The sequence below is a fragment of the Phytobacter sp. V69 genome, assembly GCF_965644215.1.
In the GTDB taxonomy this organism is placed as follows: Bacteria; Pseudomonadota; Gammaproteobacteria; order Enterobacterales; family Enterobacteriaceae; genus Phytobacter.
The window spans coordinates 1-14857 of record NZ_CBFFRL010000124.1; the positions used below are offsets into that span (position 1 = coordinate 1).

Here is a 14857-nt window from a genome sequence, read left to right on the forward strand (position 1 = left end):
TCAGGCAACCGTCTGTGGTGTTTGCAGAGCTAAGATTGGCGGCTTAGCGTTGCACTTCGGAGTTGAATCCGCCATATCTATTTAATTAATATTTATCGCGATATATAGAATATTAAACTAATAAATAGATATATGTTGGGATAGTATAAATAAATCGGCTCCGTTTACGGCCTGTTTTTATTGCTGTATAACGGAATGATTAGCACGGAAACTATCGCAACATAATAAGAACGAACAGTAAAAGACAAAAGGTAAGGTCAAGGTAATGTCAGACGAGAGAATCTCCGATAAAGTCAAAAATGTGCAGTCATCTGCCATCCGCGAATTATTAAAACACAGCAAGATGGAAGGGGTTATCTCTCTGGGTGGGGGGATTCCTAATCCTGATTTATTCGATCGCGAAGGTTTGCAGATGGCGATGGATAAAGTGTTGTCCGAGTCCTGGAAAGAGGCGTTTCAATACGGTCTGAGCGAAGGCAGTCCGGATTTGCGTGAAGCGATTTGCCAGCTTCTGGAACACCGTCTGATTACCTGCAACCCTGATGAAGTCGTGATTACCTCTGGCTCCCAGCAGTCTCTGGATATGCTCGCCCGCGTACTGATTAATCCGGGTGATGTGATTGTTGTGGAAAGACCCACCTACCTGGCCGCATTGCAGGTCTTCCATCTGGCCGAAGCGCAGCTTGCTTCCGTGGGTACGGATGGGGAAGGGATGAAGGTCGATGAGCTGGAAGAACTGGTCAAAACCACCACCATCAAAGCTGTGTATGTTGTACCGACCTTCGGCAACCCTGGCGGGGTGACGCTCTCTGACGAGCGCCGCAAAAAACTGGTTGAGCTGTCCAAACGCTATAACTTTGTCATCATCGAAGATGATCCCTACAGCGAAATCAATTTTACCGACAAGCTGTTCAAGCCATTGACCGCCTGGGCAAAAGAAATCGACAACAGCGAAAACGTGATTTACACCTCGACGTTCTCCAAAATCCTGGCACCGGGCGCACGTGTGGGCTGGGTTGTTGCGCCGGAGTGGATCAAAAAGCAGATTGTGACCCTGAAACAGGCCACGGATTTACATACCAGCTCCCTGTCGCAGTCTCTGGCGTATCACTACCTGGAAACCGGACGCTTACCGGAGCAGTTAAAAATCATCCGCGCGTCTTATAAAGATAAGTGCCAGGTGTTATGCGAAGAGATTGAACGCGAACTCGGCGATCATCTGACCTTCCACCTTCCGCAGGGCGGTATGTTCCTGTGGGCCAAATTTAAGTATGAGAAAAATACCACCGACTGGCTGAAAAAGACGCTGGCAAACGGCGTGGTCTATGTGCCGGGCGAGTTCTTCTATGCTGATAACCCGGATGCATCAACGCTGCGCATGTCTTATGTGTCGGTCGCGGATGACAACCTCAGAAAAGCCGTTGCCCGCCTCAAAGCTTCTCTCGAATAAGTTCTGGCATAAAAAAAACCATGTATCCCAACAGGGATACATGGTGAGTAAAGGGTTTATGTCCATACTCGCTGACAAATGATTAATGTGCCTGAGTGCGAATATGTATTAAAACCAATCATCTAAATGCTTCGAGAATACTTCTACATTAAGCCGTAAAAGTATTTATATATATTGATTTTATTGTGCCCCTGAGTCAAATCCAAATGTTGAATCATATGATTCAAAAACAAAATAAATAATGGCCTGGATGTTTATCTGAATGCATTCTGACGGGCTAAAATGCTGGTGCTACAGGCAGAAGTCCTGATTTTACGGTGCGTTACGGGTATCTTTATGTCTGGAGTTAAAGATTCGTCCGTTGCGCTATTAGTGACTGGGATTGCATATAAATAATTGCAGAATAAATAAATCTATACCCAAGTAACTTCAATATGCAGGATGGTAGTGCTTAAACAACCTATCCCTACGATTAACTTGGGTTCACTGGCTCCTGCAACTCGAAGTATTCTGGGTATAATTGTTTTTTGTCCGTTGACGGTTTATTTAATTTCGTATCAAAGAAAACCTTCGTCTTTACATAAAAGCCACAATCGCATATCAAATTCCAGCTGATGATACTGGGGTTCCATGTGGCAACATAATTGATAGAACGCTTTGTTGTGATCATTCTCTTTCAGGTGCGCCAGTTCGTGAACCACGATCATCCGCAGAAAAGCTTCCGGCGCCTGGCGAAAAACGGTGGCAACACGGATTTCTGCTTTTGCTTTCAGCTTGCCGCCCTGTACCCGCGACACCGACGTATGTAGCCCCAGCGCGTTTTTTAACACGTGGATTTTGCTGTCGTAAGCGACTTTGTTAATTTGCGGCGCATTACGCAAATACTGATTTTTAAAATCCTGTGTATAAACATATACCCAGAATACTTCGAGTTGCAGGAGCCAGTAAACCCAAGTTAATCGTAGGGATAGATTGTTTAAGCACTACCATCCTGCATCTTGAAGTTACTTGGGTATAGAGCGCTTTATCGGTGGTGATGTCGTGCGTATCGGGGTAGCGCTTGAGCAACACCTCACCCAGCCGATTTTGCGTGATCAGCGTTTGTACCTGCGTCAGCAGTGATTCGGGGTAGCCCTGTAAATAAGTGAGTGTTGTCATGTTTAAGGGGTTTACAACTCCGGATAATTAAGCGATAAAACGCGCGAATTCTAGCATCCCGGAGGGTCGATGGGCCAGGTTGAGTTAATTGGACAGTCATTTGCATTAGAGCGTTTCCCACCTAATGCTGAAGAAGCATCGTTACAGGCGTGGGACGCGGCAGATGAATATCTGTTAAATCAGGTAAATGAGACCGAAGGCACGACGCTTATCTTCAACGATAACTTCGGCGCGTTGGCGTGTGCCCTGGCAGAATATCGTCCTGTCAGCGTGAGCGACTCGTTTATCGCAGAGCAGGCCACGCGTCACAACCTGCGTCTGAACGGGATGGACGAAGACGCGGTGACGTTCCTGGATAGCCTGAGCGAACTGCCGGCTGCGCCTGCTCGCGTGCTGATTAAGATCCCTAAACAGCTGGCACTGCTGGAACAACAGCTGTGCGCACTGCGTCGTGTCGTGACCCCAGAGACCCAGATTATCGCCGGGGCGAAAGCGCGCGATATTCACAACTCCACGATGGCGTTGTTTGAGAAATACCTCGGGCCGACCACGACCTCTCTGGCGTGGAAAAAAGCCCGTCTGATTTATTGCACCTTTACGACTGCCCCGGATGTGGCCGATGCGCCGCAGACTTATGACTGGCAATTAGAGGGAACGGACTGGACCATCCATAACCACGCGAACGTGTTTTCACGCAGCGGGCTGGATATTGGTGCGCGTCTTTTCCTCAAGCATTTGCCGGAAAATGTGGAAGGGGAGATGGCCGATCTCGGTTGCGGTAACGGCGTGATTGGTTTGACGCTGCTGGCGCAAAACCCGCAGGCGCGCGTACTGTTTACCGACGAATCCCATATGGCGGTGGCCTCCAGTCGTCTGAACGTGGAACGCAACATGCCGGACGCACTGGAGCGCAGTGAGTTTACGGTTAATAACGGGTTAGCGGGCACTGAGCCGGATCGTTTTGATGTGGTGCTGTGCAACCCGCCGTTCCATCAGCAAAGCGCGATTACCGATCACATTGCGTGGGAGATGTTCCACGATACTCGCCGCAGCCTGAAATACGGTGGCGAATTGATTGTGGTGGGTAACCGTCATCTGGATTACTTCCGCAAGCTCAAGAAGATCTTTAGTAACTGCAGCAACGTGGCGTCAAACGGTAAGTTTGTGGTGCTAAAAGCGGTGAAACTGCGTAAACAACGCTGATTTCCCCCCGGATGCGCTTCGCTAACCGGGGCTACAAAATCGTAGCCCGGATAAGCGCAGCGCATCCGGGAACACCGCAAAACCTTAAATCGTCAACGCCAGCGTCGTGCCCTGGGCAATCGCCCGGCGCGCATCGAGCTCCATTGCCACATCGCAGCCGCCAATCAAATGCACCGTTTTTCCTGCGGCCCGTAACGGCTCCGCCAGCTCGCGGCGCGGCTCCTGACCCGCGCAAAGGATCACGTTGTCTACCGCCAGCAGCTGCGGTTCGCCGCCGATCAACACATGCAGGCCGTCGTCGTCGATCTTCTGATAACTCACCGCCGGGATCATTTTCACCCCGCGCGACAGCAAGGTCGCCCGGTGGATCCAGCCGGTGGTTTTCCCAAGCCCTTCGCCTGGTTTGCTGGCTTTACGTTGCAGCATCACGATCGTCCGCGGGCTTTTCGGCAGCTGTGGCCCTTCCGGGCGCAGGCCGCCCACCTGGTTGAGACTGGTGTCGATGCCCCATTCCACGCAAAATTCAGCGATATTCTGGCTGGTTGGCTCGCCCGGCTGGCTCAGATACATCGCCGTATCAAAACCAATGCCCCCGCAGCCGATGATCGCCACCTTCTCGCCCACCGGCACTTTTTCGCGCAGCACGTCCAGGTAGCTCAGCACTTTGGGATGAGCGATTCCCTCGATCTCCGGCGTGCGCGGCGCGATACCGCTGGCGAGGATCACCTCGTCAAAGGCCTCCAGCATATTAGGTGATACGAACTGATTGAGCCGCAGCGTCACACCGGTGATGTCGATCATCCGGCGGTAATAGCGCAGGGTTTCGTAGAACTCCTCTTTGCCGGGGATCTGTTTGGCGACATTGAACTGGCCGCCGATCTCGGCTGCCGCGTCAAACAGCGTCACGCTGTGCCGACGGGCAGCGGCGTTGACGGCAAAGGCCAACCCGGCGGGACCGGCGCCGATCACCGCCAGCGTTTTCATCTGAGCGGCAGGCGTCAGCGGCATTTCGGTTTCATGGCAGGCGCGCGGGTTCACCAGGCAAGAGGTGATTTTGCCGACGAAGATCTGGTCGAGGCAGGCCTGGTTGCAGCCGATGCAGGTATTGATCTCATCGGCCCGACTGTCTTGCGCTTTGGAAAGGATCTCCGCATCGGCAAGGAACGGGCGCGCCATCGACACCATATCGGCATCGCCACGGGAGAGAATATCGTCGGCCACCTGTGGGTCGTTAATGCGGTTGGTGGTGACCAGCGGTATGCCGACTTTGCCTTTCAGCTTGCGGGTAACCCAGCTGAATGCCGCGCGCGGGACCGGGGTGGCAATGGTCGGAATACGCGCTTCATGCCAGCCGATGCCGGTGTTGATGATGGTCGCGCCTGCCGCTTCAATGGCGTTCGCCAGTTGCACGGTTTCCGCGAACACGCCGCCGCCTTCCACCAGGTCGAGCATCGACAGGCGGTAGATAATAATAAACGCGCGGCCAACCCGTTCGCGTACCGCCCGAACCACTTCCACGGCGAAGCGCATCCGCCGGGCGTAATCGCCGCCCCATTCGTCTTCCCGGTGATTGGTGCGCGCGGCGAGAAATTCGTTAATCAGATAGCCTTCCGAGCCCATCACCTCCACGCCGTCGTAGCCAGCCTGTTGGGCCAGATGTGCACAGCGGGCAAAGTCTTCAATCAGCGCGAGGATCTCGTCATGGGTCAACTCGTGCGGGGTAAAGCGGTTAATCGGCGCCTGAATGGCGGACGGCGCCACCAGATTCGGCTGATAGCTGTAACGCCCGGTATGCAGGATCTGCAGGGCGATTTTGCCCCCTTCCTGATGCACGGCATCGGTTATCAGGCGGTGATGAGGGAGCTGCTGCGCGTCGTTAAGTACCGCGCCGCCTTGCATCGTGACGCCAGAAAGCGCAGGGGCCACGCCGCCGGTGACAATCAACGCCACGCCGTGGCGTGCACGTTCGGCATAGAATGCCGCCAGCCGGGCAGCGCCGTCCGGATGTTCTTCCAGCCCCGTGTGCATTGAGCCCATCAACACGCGATTTTTGAGGGTAGTAAAGCCCAGCTCGAGCGGGGCGAATAACGACGAGTAGTGGCTCATAAGGCTTCCAATGTAAAATTTTTGTTATGTGGTCGGATGAGTTGTAATTTAGCCGTTACGGGAGAAAGTGGAAAACGGGAATGCGGTGATTGTGATGGGATTCAAAGATTGGTGCGGCCTGATGCCCTCACCCTAACCCTCTCCCACGGGGAGAGGGGACCACTCGTAGCCCGGATAAGGCGTTTACGCCGCATCCGGGATTGCTGCCAGGGCCCTCAGGCAGAAGGCCGGGGTGAGGGTGAGCGTACCAGCCCCGGTGCCTGCCACATGGACATTGTCAGCCCGCTGTCCACCAGGCCGAGTTGGTCGGCGTAAACCGCCTGCCATTTCTGCATCATCTCGTCATACAGCTCACGGTGCTGCGGGTTTGGCGTGAACACCCGGCTCCATTTCACCAGCCGTTCCCCGGTCGCTGCCATATCGTCGTACAGACCCGCTCCCACGCCTGCGGCAATCGCGCAGCCCAGCGCGGTGGCCTCTTTGACCTCCGGCACGCGCACTGGCAGGCCGGTGACATCACTTAAAATCTGGCTCCACAGCGCCCCTTTTGAGCCGCCGCCCGCAAACACCAGACTGTCAAATTTCACCCCGGAAAAACGGGAAATCTGCGCCAGATTGCAGGCCGATACGATGGCAGCATTCTCTTCCAGTGCGCGGAACAGCGTCGCTTTATTGCATTTCTCCGGGTCGATGGAGAGGTTAATAAACGACGGTGCGGCGTGATACCACTGCTTGAAATGCATCGCGTCGGAAAAGATTGGCATCACGCCGTGGGAACCGGCCGGGACGCGGCTGGCCATCTCTTCCAGCAGGCTGTAGGTGTCCATCCCCATCCGTTCGGCAATCAGTTTTTCTTCCGCGCAGAAGGCATCGCGGAACCAGCGCATGGTTAACCCGGTAAAGAAACTGATCGACTCCGCCTGCGCCATGCCGGGGATCACATGCGGATTGACGCGAATATTCATCTCCGGGTCGACCCGCACCTGCGGCAGGTTGACTACCTGCTGCCAGAAGGTTCCGCCCAGCACAGCCGTCTGCCCCGGACGCACCACCCCAAGCCCCATACTACCCAACTGCACGTCGCCGCCGCCCATGACCACCGGCGTGCCTTCGCGCAGGCCGCTCTCCTGCGCCGCCTCTTTGGTGACTTCGCCCAGCACGCTGCCGGTCTCTTTCACCGGCGAGAGAATATCGGCGCGCAGCCCGGCCATATCCAGCAGCGAAGGTCGCCAGTCGCGGGTAAAGAGATCGAGCATGCCGGTGGTGCCCGCGTTGGAGGGATCCACCGCCAGCCAGCCGGAAAGGCGCGCTGCCAGCCAGTCACTGATCATGGTGATGGTGGCCGCATTGCGGTAGATATCCGGGCGATGGTGCGCCAGCCACAGCAGGCGCGGCATGGCGCTCAGGGCCAGCGTTTGCCCGGAAACTTCATAGACTTCCGATTCAAAGCGATCATTGTGGATCTCTTTGAGCTCGGCAACTTCGCGGCTGGCGCGGGCGTCAACGTTGGCGCAGGCCCAGATGGCGTCGCCATACTGGTCATAGAGCACGATGCCTTCGCGCATGGAACAGCAGGCGATGGACTGGATATCCGCCCCGGAGAGCCCGGCATTCTGCAATGCCTGGCGAATGCACTGGCAGGCCAGCCGCCAGTTAGTGTCGAGGTCAAATTCCATTGAGCCGGGAACATTTTCCACGCTCAGGTGTTTCCATTCTGCCTGGCCGACGGCGACCTGTCTCCCGGTTAAATCGAAGATCACTGCACGAATGCTGCCGGTCCCTGCATCTAGCGCTAAAAGGTAACTCATGGGCTTGCCTCGCTGTTATCAGCGCAGCGCGCCAAACGGCGCGTTATTGCGCCAGCGCCAGAACCGCGCGTGCTGTTGTTTCTTCCGTCACCAGGCCATTGATACGGCGGCCCTTGAGTGCGGCATAAATCGCGTCTGCTTTTTCCGTCCCACCGGCCACACCGACGATGGTGGGCAGTTGTGCCAGCTCATCGAGCGTGACGCCGAGTAATTCCCGGTGGATTTCCAGCCCTTCCACCCGCTCACCGTTGGCCTGCAAGAAGTAGCCAAGGATGTCGCCAACCGCCCCTTTGCGCGCAAACATCAACTGTTCGCCTTCGCTGATATAGCCCGAGCGCAAAATGGTGGCATCGCGCTTCTGGTTCACCGATCCAATGCCCACCACGGCAACATCGGCGGCGGTGGCGGCGAGGATCACATCCCGCACGCTCGATTCCTTTTTCAGGATCTCCGCCACTTCCGGCGACGAAACCCGCAATGGCGCCGGGATCATGCTGATGCTACAGGCGGCATCCAGTTGACCAATGCCGGTCATGTAGGGGCCGACGCCGCCGGATAAGGTCACCAGCCGCACCTGTTGCGAGCTGATAAAGCCGCTCAGATGCTGAATGCAACTCATCGTCGCTTCACCAAAGCCCACCGCCAGCAGCTGGCCTGGTTCCAGTGCGCCCATCAGCGTTTGTGCGGCTCCCACGCCCAGCCGGGTGTTCATCGGCGGCGTGTTCAGGGCAGGTAGCACGCGTACGATGCGCAGACCAAATGCGCGTTGCAGCTCGGTTTCCAGTGCCAGACACCCTTCATAGCGGGAGTTAATCTGCACGCGGATAACGCCGGACTGACGCCCCTTTTCCAGCAGGCGGGAAATCTTGAGTCGCGGCAGACCCAGACGCTCACCGATATCGTTTTGCGTCAGGCCGTCGTGGTAGTAGCACCAGGCCACACGGGCCACCAGTTCTTCTTCTGCCAGCGCCAGACCTGCAAAGCGTCCTTCTTCGGATATTCTTTTTTCGCTCATATCTGAACTCTTATAAAAATTTAGATCATATGTTCGGGCTTGCCTGCGGTGAAAATGTGAGCCGCCTAGCAAAACGGATCTTTTGATGTCGTAGCTGTAATAGAGAGATCCAAATAGATAAAACTGTGATCATTGCACGGTTGTAAATATAGTTCACCGTCTACGCTTTTGAACATTATTGAAGTAAAAAATCATTTGTTCAATGGCGGGGCGGCAATGAATCCACTGATTGAGGCGCGAGGCATCAATAAGCAATTTTCAGGCGTAACTGTCCTGAAACACATTGATTTCACGCTGTATTCAGGACAGGTCCATGCGCTGATGGGCGGAAATGGCGCAGGAAAATCGACGCTAATGAAAATTATCGCCGGGGTGGAAACGCCGGACAGCGGTGAACTTTTCATCTGCGGCAAGGCGTTTGCGCGCCTTAACCCGAATCAGGCTCATCAGCTTGGCATCTATCTGGTCCCTCAGGAACCGATGTTGTTCCCCAATCTGAGCGTGCGGGAAAACATCCTGTTTCGCCTTCCCCGCAGCGCACAACATGATGTGCAATTGGCGGAGAAACTCCAGCAGCTTAACTGCCAGCTTAATTTGCAGGCCGCCGCCAGCACGCTGGAAGTGGCGGATCAACAAATGGTGGAGATCTTACGTGGCCTGATGCGCGACGCGAAGATCCTGATTCTTGATGAGCCCACCGCTTCTCTTACGCCCGGTGAAACCGAACGGCTGTTTCGCCAGATCCGCGCCCTGCAAGAACTGGGTGTCGGCATTGTCTTTATTTCCCATAAATTGCCGGAAATCCGTGCGCTGGCAAGCCATGTGTCGGTGATGCGCGACGGGGCGGTGGTGCTGAGCGGTGAAATTGCCAGCCTCGACGATAACGCGCTGATTACCGCCATGACCCCCGCAAGCCGCGAAAAAAGCTTAAGCGATACGCAAAAACTGTGGCTGGCGCTGCCGGGTAATCGCCGCACGCAGCCGCAGGATTTCCCGGTGCTGCGAGTCGACGAACTGACGGGAGAGGGCTTTATCGACTTAAGCCTTGAGATCCGCGCCGGGGAGATCGTCGGCCTGGCGGGGCTGGTGGGTTCCGGGCGTACTGAGTTTGCCGAAACCTTATATGGCCTGCGCCCGGTACGCGGGGGGCGCATCTGGCTGGAGAACCGCGATATTAGCGCTGATTCCACCCGTGCGCGTCTGTCGCGCGGGCTGGTCTATCTGCCGGAAGACCGCCAGGTATCGGGACTTTTCCTCGATGTCCCGGTGCGCTGGAACACAATCGCCCTGAATGAACCCTCGCTCTGGCAGCAGAGCAAGCGCGAAGCGGCGGTGGTGGAGCGCTACCACCGGGCGCTGGGGATCAAGCTGAATCATGCGGATCAAATTGTTCGCACCCTTTCCGGCGGCAATCAGCAAAAGGTGCTGTTGGCACGCTGCATGGAGGCCAACCCGCTGCTGTTGATCGTCGATGAACCGACGCGCGGCGTAGACGTGGCGGCGCGGGCGGATATCTACCAGTTAATCAAAAGCGTGGCGGCACAAAACGTGGCGGTCCTGATGATCTCCAGCGATCTGGATGAATTTCCCGGTCTGGCGGACAGGGTGCTGGTGATGCACCAGGGGCGGCTTAGCGGGGAACTGTCGCGCCATGCGGTAAGCGTGGATCGCATGATGACGCTGGCTTTCGGCGGAGGACAGCCATGAAAACCTTACTGAAAAACCGTGAGCTCAGCGCTTTTATGGCCATCCTGGCGCTGTTTGCGGTGCTGGTGACGCTGAATCCTTCCTTTTTCAGCCTGCAAACCGTGGGCATGATTTTCGCCAGCAGCCAGATCCTGATGTTACTGGCACTGGGGGCAACTCTGGTAATGCTGACCCGCAATATCGACGTGTCGGTCGGTTCCACTGTGGGGCTGTGCGCCATTGCCGTTGGGGTGGTGCTGAACAGCGGTTACAGCCTGCCCGTCGCCATGCTTTTCTCGCTGGCGATTGGTGCGCTGGCCGGGGCCTTTAACGGCGTGCTGGTGGTGGGGCTGAAAATTCCGGCAATCGTGGCGACGCTGGGTACGCTTGGGCTGTATCGCGGAGCGATGCTGCTGTGGACGGGCGGTAAGTGGATTGAAGGGCTGCCCGCCAGCCTGAAATCACTATCTGCGGCGGGAGCTGTCGGGGTGTCGCCGCTGGGCTGGCTGGTGTTGCTGGTGCTGGGCGTGGGAACCTGGATCCTCGCGCGTACGGCATTTGGCCGCGATTTTTACGCCGTGGGGGATAACCTCGCGGCCGCGCGACAGCTCGGCGTGGCGGTGAACCGCACGCGGATGCTCGCCTTCACCCTGAACGGCGTACTGGCGGCCTGCGCCGGGATTGTCTTCGCCTCGCAAATCGGGTTTGTGCCGAACCAGACCGGCAGCGGGCTGGAGATGAAAGCCATTGCCGCCTGCGTGCTGGGAGGCATCTCACTGCTGGGCGGTACGGGAACGCTGGTCGGTGCTTTTCTCGGCGCTTTCTTCCTCACGCAAATCGATACCGTGCTGGTGCTGTTCAAACTCCCGGCCTGGTGGAACGACTTTATCGCCGGGCTGGTCTTGCTGGGGGTGCTGGTGCTGGACGGACGTTTGCGTCAGGCGCTGGCCCGCCATCAGCGGCAGCTGAAATACAGTCGCTTTATGCCCGGCAACAAGGGGGGCAAAAACGTGGCCCCTTTTCCAAAACGTAAAAACAAAGAGGTGGCGTAAATGAAACTCAACTGGGAATTTGCGCTGCTGCTGTTACTGGTGCTGGAGATTCTGCTCTTTGGCGCGCTGAACCCGCGGATGCTGGACGTCAATATGCTGCTGTTCAGCACCAGCGATTTTATCTGCATTGGCATTGTGGCCCTGCCACTGACGCTGGTGATCATCAGCGGCGGCATCGATATTTCGCTCGGCTCGACGATTGGCCTGTGCGCCATCGCGCTGGGGGTGATGATGCAGGCAGGCTGGCCGATGAGCCTCGCCATTGTGCTGACGCTGGCGCTTGGGATGCTGTGCGGCGTGGTGAACGCGGCGCTGATTCACTATACCGGCATCAGCCCGTTGGTTATCACGCTTGGCACGCTTTACCTCTATGGCGGCGGCGCGCTGCTGCTTTCCGGTATGGCGGGTGCGACGGGCTATGAAGGTATCAGCGGTTTCCCGGATAGCTTTACCGCCTTTGCCAATCTCACTTTGCTGGGGCTGCCTATCCCGCTGGTGCTGTTTGCGGTTATTACGCTCTTTTTCTGGCTACTCACCCACCGGGCGCGATTTGGCCGCCATCTCTTTTTACTGGGGCAGAACCCGCGCGCGGCACGCTATGCGGCGCTGTCGGTGAACGGTATGCCTTACGCACTGTACGGGCTGGTTGGTGTGGCATCGGCCATCGCCGCCGTGGTGCTGGTCTCTTATTTCGGTTCAGCACGTTCCGATTTGGGGCGCGATTTGCTGATGCCTGCACTCACCGCCGCAGTACTGGGCGGCGCCAATATTTATGGCGGTTCAGGTTCGGTGCTGGGTACTGCGCTGGCGGCGTTGCTGGTGGGGTATTTACAGCAGGGTTTACAGATGGTCGGCATCCCCAACCAGGTGTCGAGCGCGTTGTCAGGGGCGCTGTTGGTGGTGGTGGTGATGGGGCGTTCGCTGAGTCTGCACCGGGAATGGGTGCGCATGACCTGGCGTCGGGTTCTCTCGCGAAAAACAATCGGAGCATGAGATGAAGACAAAACTGATAGTGCAACTGAGCGCGCTGGCGCTGGCAGGTAGCGTCATGGCGGCGCAGGCGGCAGACCGTATCGCCTTTATTCCCAAACTGGTTGGGGTGGGCTTCTTCACCAGCGGCGGCAACGGCGCGAAAGAGGCGGGTAAAGATCTGGGGGTGGATGTGACCTATGACGGCCCGACGGAACCGAGCGTCTCCGGCCAGGTTCAGCTCATTAATAACTTCGTCAACCAGGGTTACAAAGCCATTATTGTCTCTGCCGTTTCCCCGGATGGGCTGTGCCCGGCGCTGAAACGCGCGATGCAGCGCGGCGTGAAAGTGTTGACCTGGGACTCCGATACTAAGCCTGAGTGCCGCAGTATCTACATCAACCAGGGCACGCCGGAACAGCTGGGCGGCCTGCTGGTGGATATGGCGGGCAAGCAGGTGACCAAACCGAACGCCAAAGTCGCGTTTTTCTACTCCAGCCCAACGGTGACTGACCAGAACCAGTGGGTGAAAGAGGCGAAAGCCAAAATCGAGAAAGACCATCCCCAGTGGCAAATCGTCACTACTCAGTTTGGCTATAACGATGCCACCAAATCCCTGCAAACCGCCGAGGGGATCTTAAAAGCGTACCCGGATCTGGATGCGATCATCGCCCCGGATGCCAACGCCCTGCCCGAGGCGGCTCAGGCGGCGGAAAACCTGAAACGGGAGGGGGTGGCGATCGTCGGTTTTAGTACGCCGAACGTTATGCGCCCTTATGTGGAGCGCGGGACGGTGGAAGCCTTTGGCCTGTGGGACGTGGTGCAACAGGGCAAAATTGCGGTGAATGTCGCCGAACATCTGCTGAAAAAGGGCGATCTTAACGTTGGCGACAGCGTCGAGGTGAAAGATATCGGCACGCTTAAAGTCGAGCCAAACAGCGTGCAGGGCTATCAGTATGAAGCGAAAGGCAACGGGATTGTACTGCTGCCGGAACGCGTGGTGTTCACCAAAGAGAACATTGGTAAATACGACTTCTGACGGGAGGAAACGATGGCGGATTTAGATGACATCAAAGATGGCAAAGATTTTGGCCTCGACCGGCCGCAAAAGAATGTGCCGTTTACGCTCAAAGGCTGTGGGGCGCTGGACTGGGGAATGCAGTCGCGACTCTCACGGATTTTTAACCCCAAAAGCAACCGCACGGTGATGCTGGCCTTTGACCACGGCTATTTTCAGGGGCCAACTACCGGGCTTGAGCGTATCGATTTATCCATTGCGCCGCTGTTTGGCGAAACGGATGTGCTGATGTGTACGCGCGGGGTGCTGCGAAGCCAGGTGCCACCGGCCACCAATAAACCGGTGGTGCTACGGGCATCGGGCGGTAACTCGATTTTATCCGAGCTGTCGAACGAGTGCGTGGCGGTGGCGATGGAAGATGCGCTGCGCCTGAATGTCTGCGCGGTGGCGGCGCAGGTCTATATCGGCAGCGAATACGAACACCAGTCGATCAACAACATCATCAAGCTGGTGGATGCGGGCAATCGCTACGGCATGCCGACGCTGGCGGTGACGGGGGTCGGCAAAGAGATGACCCGCGATGCGCGCTATTTTTCGCTCGTCAGTCGTATCGCCGCCGAGATGGGGGCGCAGTTCGTGAAAACCTACTTTGTCGAAGAGGGGTTTGAGAAAGTGACCGCCAGTTGCCCGGTGCCGATTGTTATCGCCGGGGGCAAAAAGTTACCGGAGCTGGAGGCATTAGAGATGTGTTTTCGCGCCATCGACCAGGGGGCGTCAGGGGTGGATATGGGGCGCAATATCTTCCAGTCCAGCGCGCCGCTCGCCATGCTCAAATCGGTGAAAAAGGTGGTGCACGAGAACATGAGCGCCCGTGAGGCGTATCAGTTCTGGCAGGAGGAAAAACAGGGAGAGCTGCAATGAACGTAACGCTGGTGGAGATAAACATCAAACCGGACAGGGTGGATGAGTTTCTTGAGGTGTTTCGCGCCAACCACGAAGGGGCGGTGAAGGAGCCGGGCAATCTGCGCTTTGATGTGTTGCAGGACCCGAAAGTGAAGACGCGGTTTTTTATCTACGAGGCGTATAAGGATGAGGCCGCGGTGCTGGCGCATAAGGAGACGCCGCACTATCTGGCCTGCGTGGCGAAGCTGGAAGATTTGATGTCGGAGCCGCGTAAGAAACGGGCGTTTGTCGGGTTGTTGCCGGAGTAGGGGTTGGGGTGAGGGGGAGGCCAGACACTCGAAAAAGACCGAAACCAGACCCAACAAAATCCCAATAAAAAAGCCGGATGTCGTTAGCGCACATCCGGCTTTTCGACCCTGTACACGATTCTGTGTAAATGCCTTTTCTCAGAAGTGACCGTCCAGGCGGTCACCGAACTCGATAATAAAA

The 14857-nt window shown here is 56.5% G+C and carries 12 protein-coding genes and 1 pseudogene; 8 read left to right on the top strand and 5 right to left on the bottom strand.

Going from position 1 to position 14857, the window contains the following annotated elements; all coding sequences use genetic code 11:
* Positions 1-265: 265 nt before the first annotated feature.
* Positions 266-1450, top strand: coding sequence for an aminotransferase-like domain-containing protein (locus ACSZPU_RS16740; RefSeq protein ID WP_499001009.1), 1185 nt, complete (start codon positions 266-268; stop codon positions 1448-1450).
* A 557-nt stretch (positions 1451-2007) separates the two neighbouring features.
* Here the strand turns inward: ACSZPU_RS16740 and ACSZPU_RS16745 are convergent.
* Both ACSZPU_RS16745 and ACSZPU_RS16750 read right to left on the bottom strand, forming a co-directional pair.
* Positions 2008-2388 (bottom strand): M48 metallopeptidase family protein, encoded by a 381-nt coding sequence (locus ACSZPU_RS16745; RefSeq protein ID WP_499001038.1) that lies wholly within the window; start codon positions 2386-2388, stop codon positions 2008-2010.
* Between the two features lie 73 nt (positions 2389-2461).
* A pseudogene (locus tag ACSZPU_RS16750) lies at positions 2462-2608 on the bottom strand (metal-dependent hydrolase); the annotation flags it as partial.
* A gap of 69 nt (positions 2609-2677) precedes the next feature.
* On the opposite strand from ACSZPU_RS16750, the gene rlmG reads away from it, so the two are divergent.
* Positions 2678-3811 (top strand): 23S rRNA (guanine(1835)-N(2))-methyltransferase RlmG, encoded by a 1134-nt coding sequence (gene rlmG, locus ACSZPU_RS16755; RefSeq protein ID WP_499001012.1) that lies wholly within the window; start codon positions 2678-2680, stop codon positions 3809-3811.
* Positions 3812-3895: 84 nt separating this feature from the next.
* Here the strand turns inward: rlmG and ACSZPU_RS16760 are convergent, their stop codons facing one another.
* From ACSZPU_RS16760 to lsrR, 3 genes are all read right to left on the bottom strand, one after another.
* Positions 3896-5917 (bottom strand): oxidoreductase, encoded by a 2022-nt coding sequence (locus ACSZPU_RS16760; RefSeq protein WP_499001015.1) that lies wholly within the window; start codon positions 5915-5917, stop codon positions 3896-3898.
* A 215-nt stretch (positions 5918-6132) separates the two neighbouring features.
* Positions 6133-7725, bottom strand: coding sequence for an autoinducer-2 kinase (lsrK, locus tag ACSZPU_RS16765; RefSeq protein ID WP_499001018.1), 1593 nt, complete (start codon positions 7723-7725; stop codon positions 6133-6135).
* Between the two features lie 43 nt (positions 7726-7768).
* Positions 7769-8740 carry a transcriptional regulator LsrR gene (gene lsrR / locus ACSZPU_RS16770; RefSeq protein ID WP_499001020.1) on the bottom strand — a complete coding sequence of 324 codons (972 nt, stop codon included), beginning with the start codon at positions 8738-8740 and terminating at the stop codon, positions 7769-7771.
* Between the two features lie 216 nt (positions 8741-8956).
* Between lsrR and lsrA the strand changes: the two genes are divergently transcribed.
* Genes lsrA through lsrG form a run of 6 tightly spaced genes read left to right on the top strand, consistent with a single transcriptional unit; the run spans position 8957 to position 14676 of the window.
* Positions 8957-10447: an autoinducer 2 ABC transporter ATP-binding protein LsrA gene (gene lsrA / locus ACSZPU_RS16775; RefSeq protein WP_499001023.1), complete on the top strand. Its 1491-nt coding sequence runs from the start codon at positions 8957-8959 to the stop codon at positions 10445-10447.
* Entirely contained in the window at positions 10444-11478 is a 1035-nt protein-coding gene (gene lsrC, locus ACSZPU_RS16780) for an autoinducer 2 ABC transporter permease LsrC (protein WP_499001026.1), read from the top strand. The genes lsrA and lsrC overlap by 4 nt, the downstream gene beginning before the upstream one ends.
* A complete protein-coding gene (gene lsrD, locus ACSZPU_RS16785) occupies positions 11479-12471 on the top strand; it encodes an autoinducer 2 ABC transporter permease LsrD (RefSeq protein ID WP_499001030.1) in 993 nt (330 codons plus the stop codon).
* Position 12472: 1 nt separating this feature from the next.
* Positions 12473-13486 carry an autoinducer 2 ABC transporter substrate-binding protein LsrB gene (lsrB, locus tag ACSZPU_RS16790; RefSeq protein ID WP_499001032.1) on the top strand — a complete coding sequence of 338 codons (1014 nt, stop codon included), beginning with the start codon at positions 12473-12475 and terminating at the stop codon, positions 13484-13486.
* Between the two features lie 12 nt (positions 13487-13498).
* Positions 13499-14386 carry a 3-hydroxy-5-phosphonooxypentane-2,4-dione thiolase gene (lsrF, locus tag ACSZPU_RS16795; RefSeq protein WP_499001034.1) on the top strand — a complete coding sequence of 296 codons (888 nt, stop codon included), beginning with the start codon at positions 13499-13501 and terminating at the stop codon, positions 14384-14386.
* Entirely contained in the window at positions 14383-14676 is a 294-nt protein-coding gene (lsrG, locus tag ACSZPU_RS16800; RefSeq protein WP_499001036.1) for a (4S)-4-hydroxy-5-phosphonooxypentane-2,3-dione isomerase, read from the top strand. The genes lsrF and lsrG overlap by 4 nt, the downstream gene beginning before the upstream one ends.
* Positions 14677-14857 lie beyond the last annotated feature (181 nt).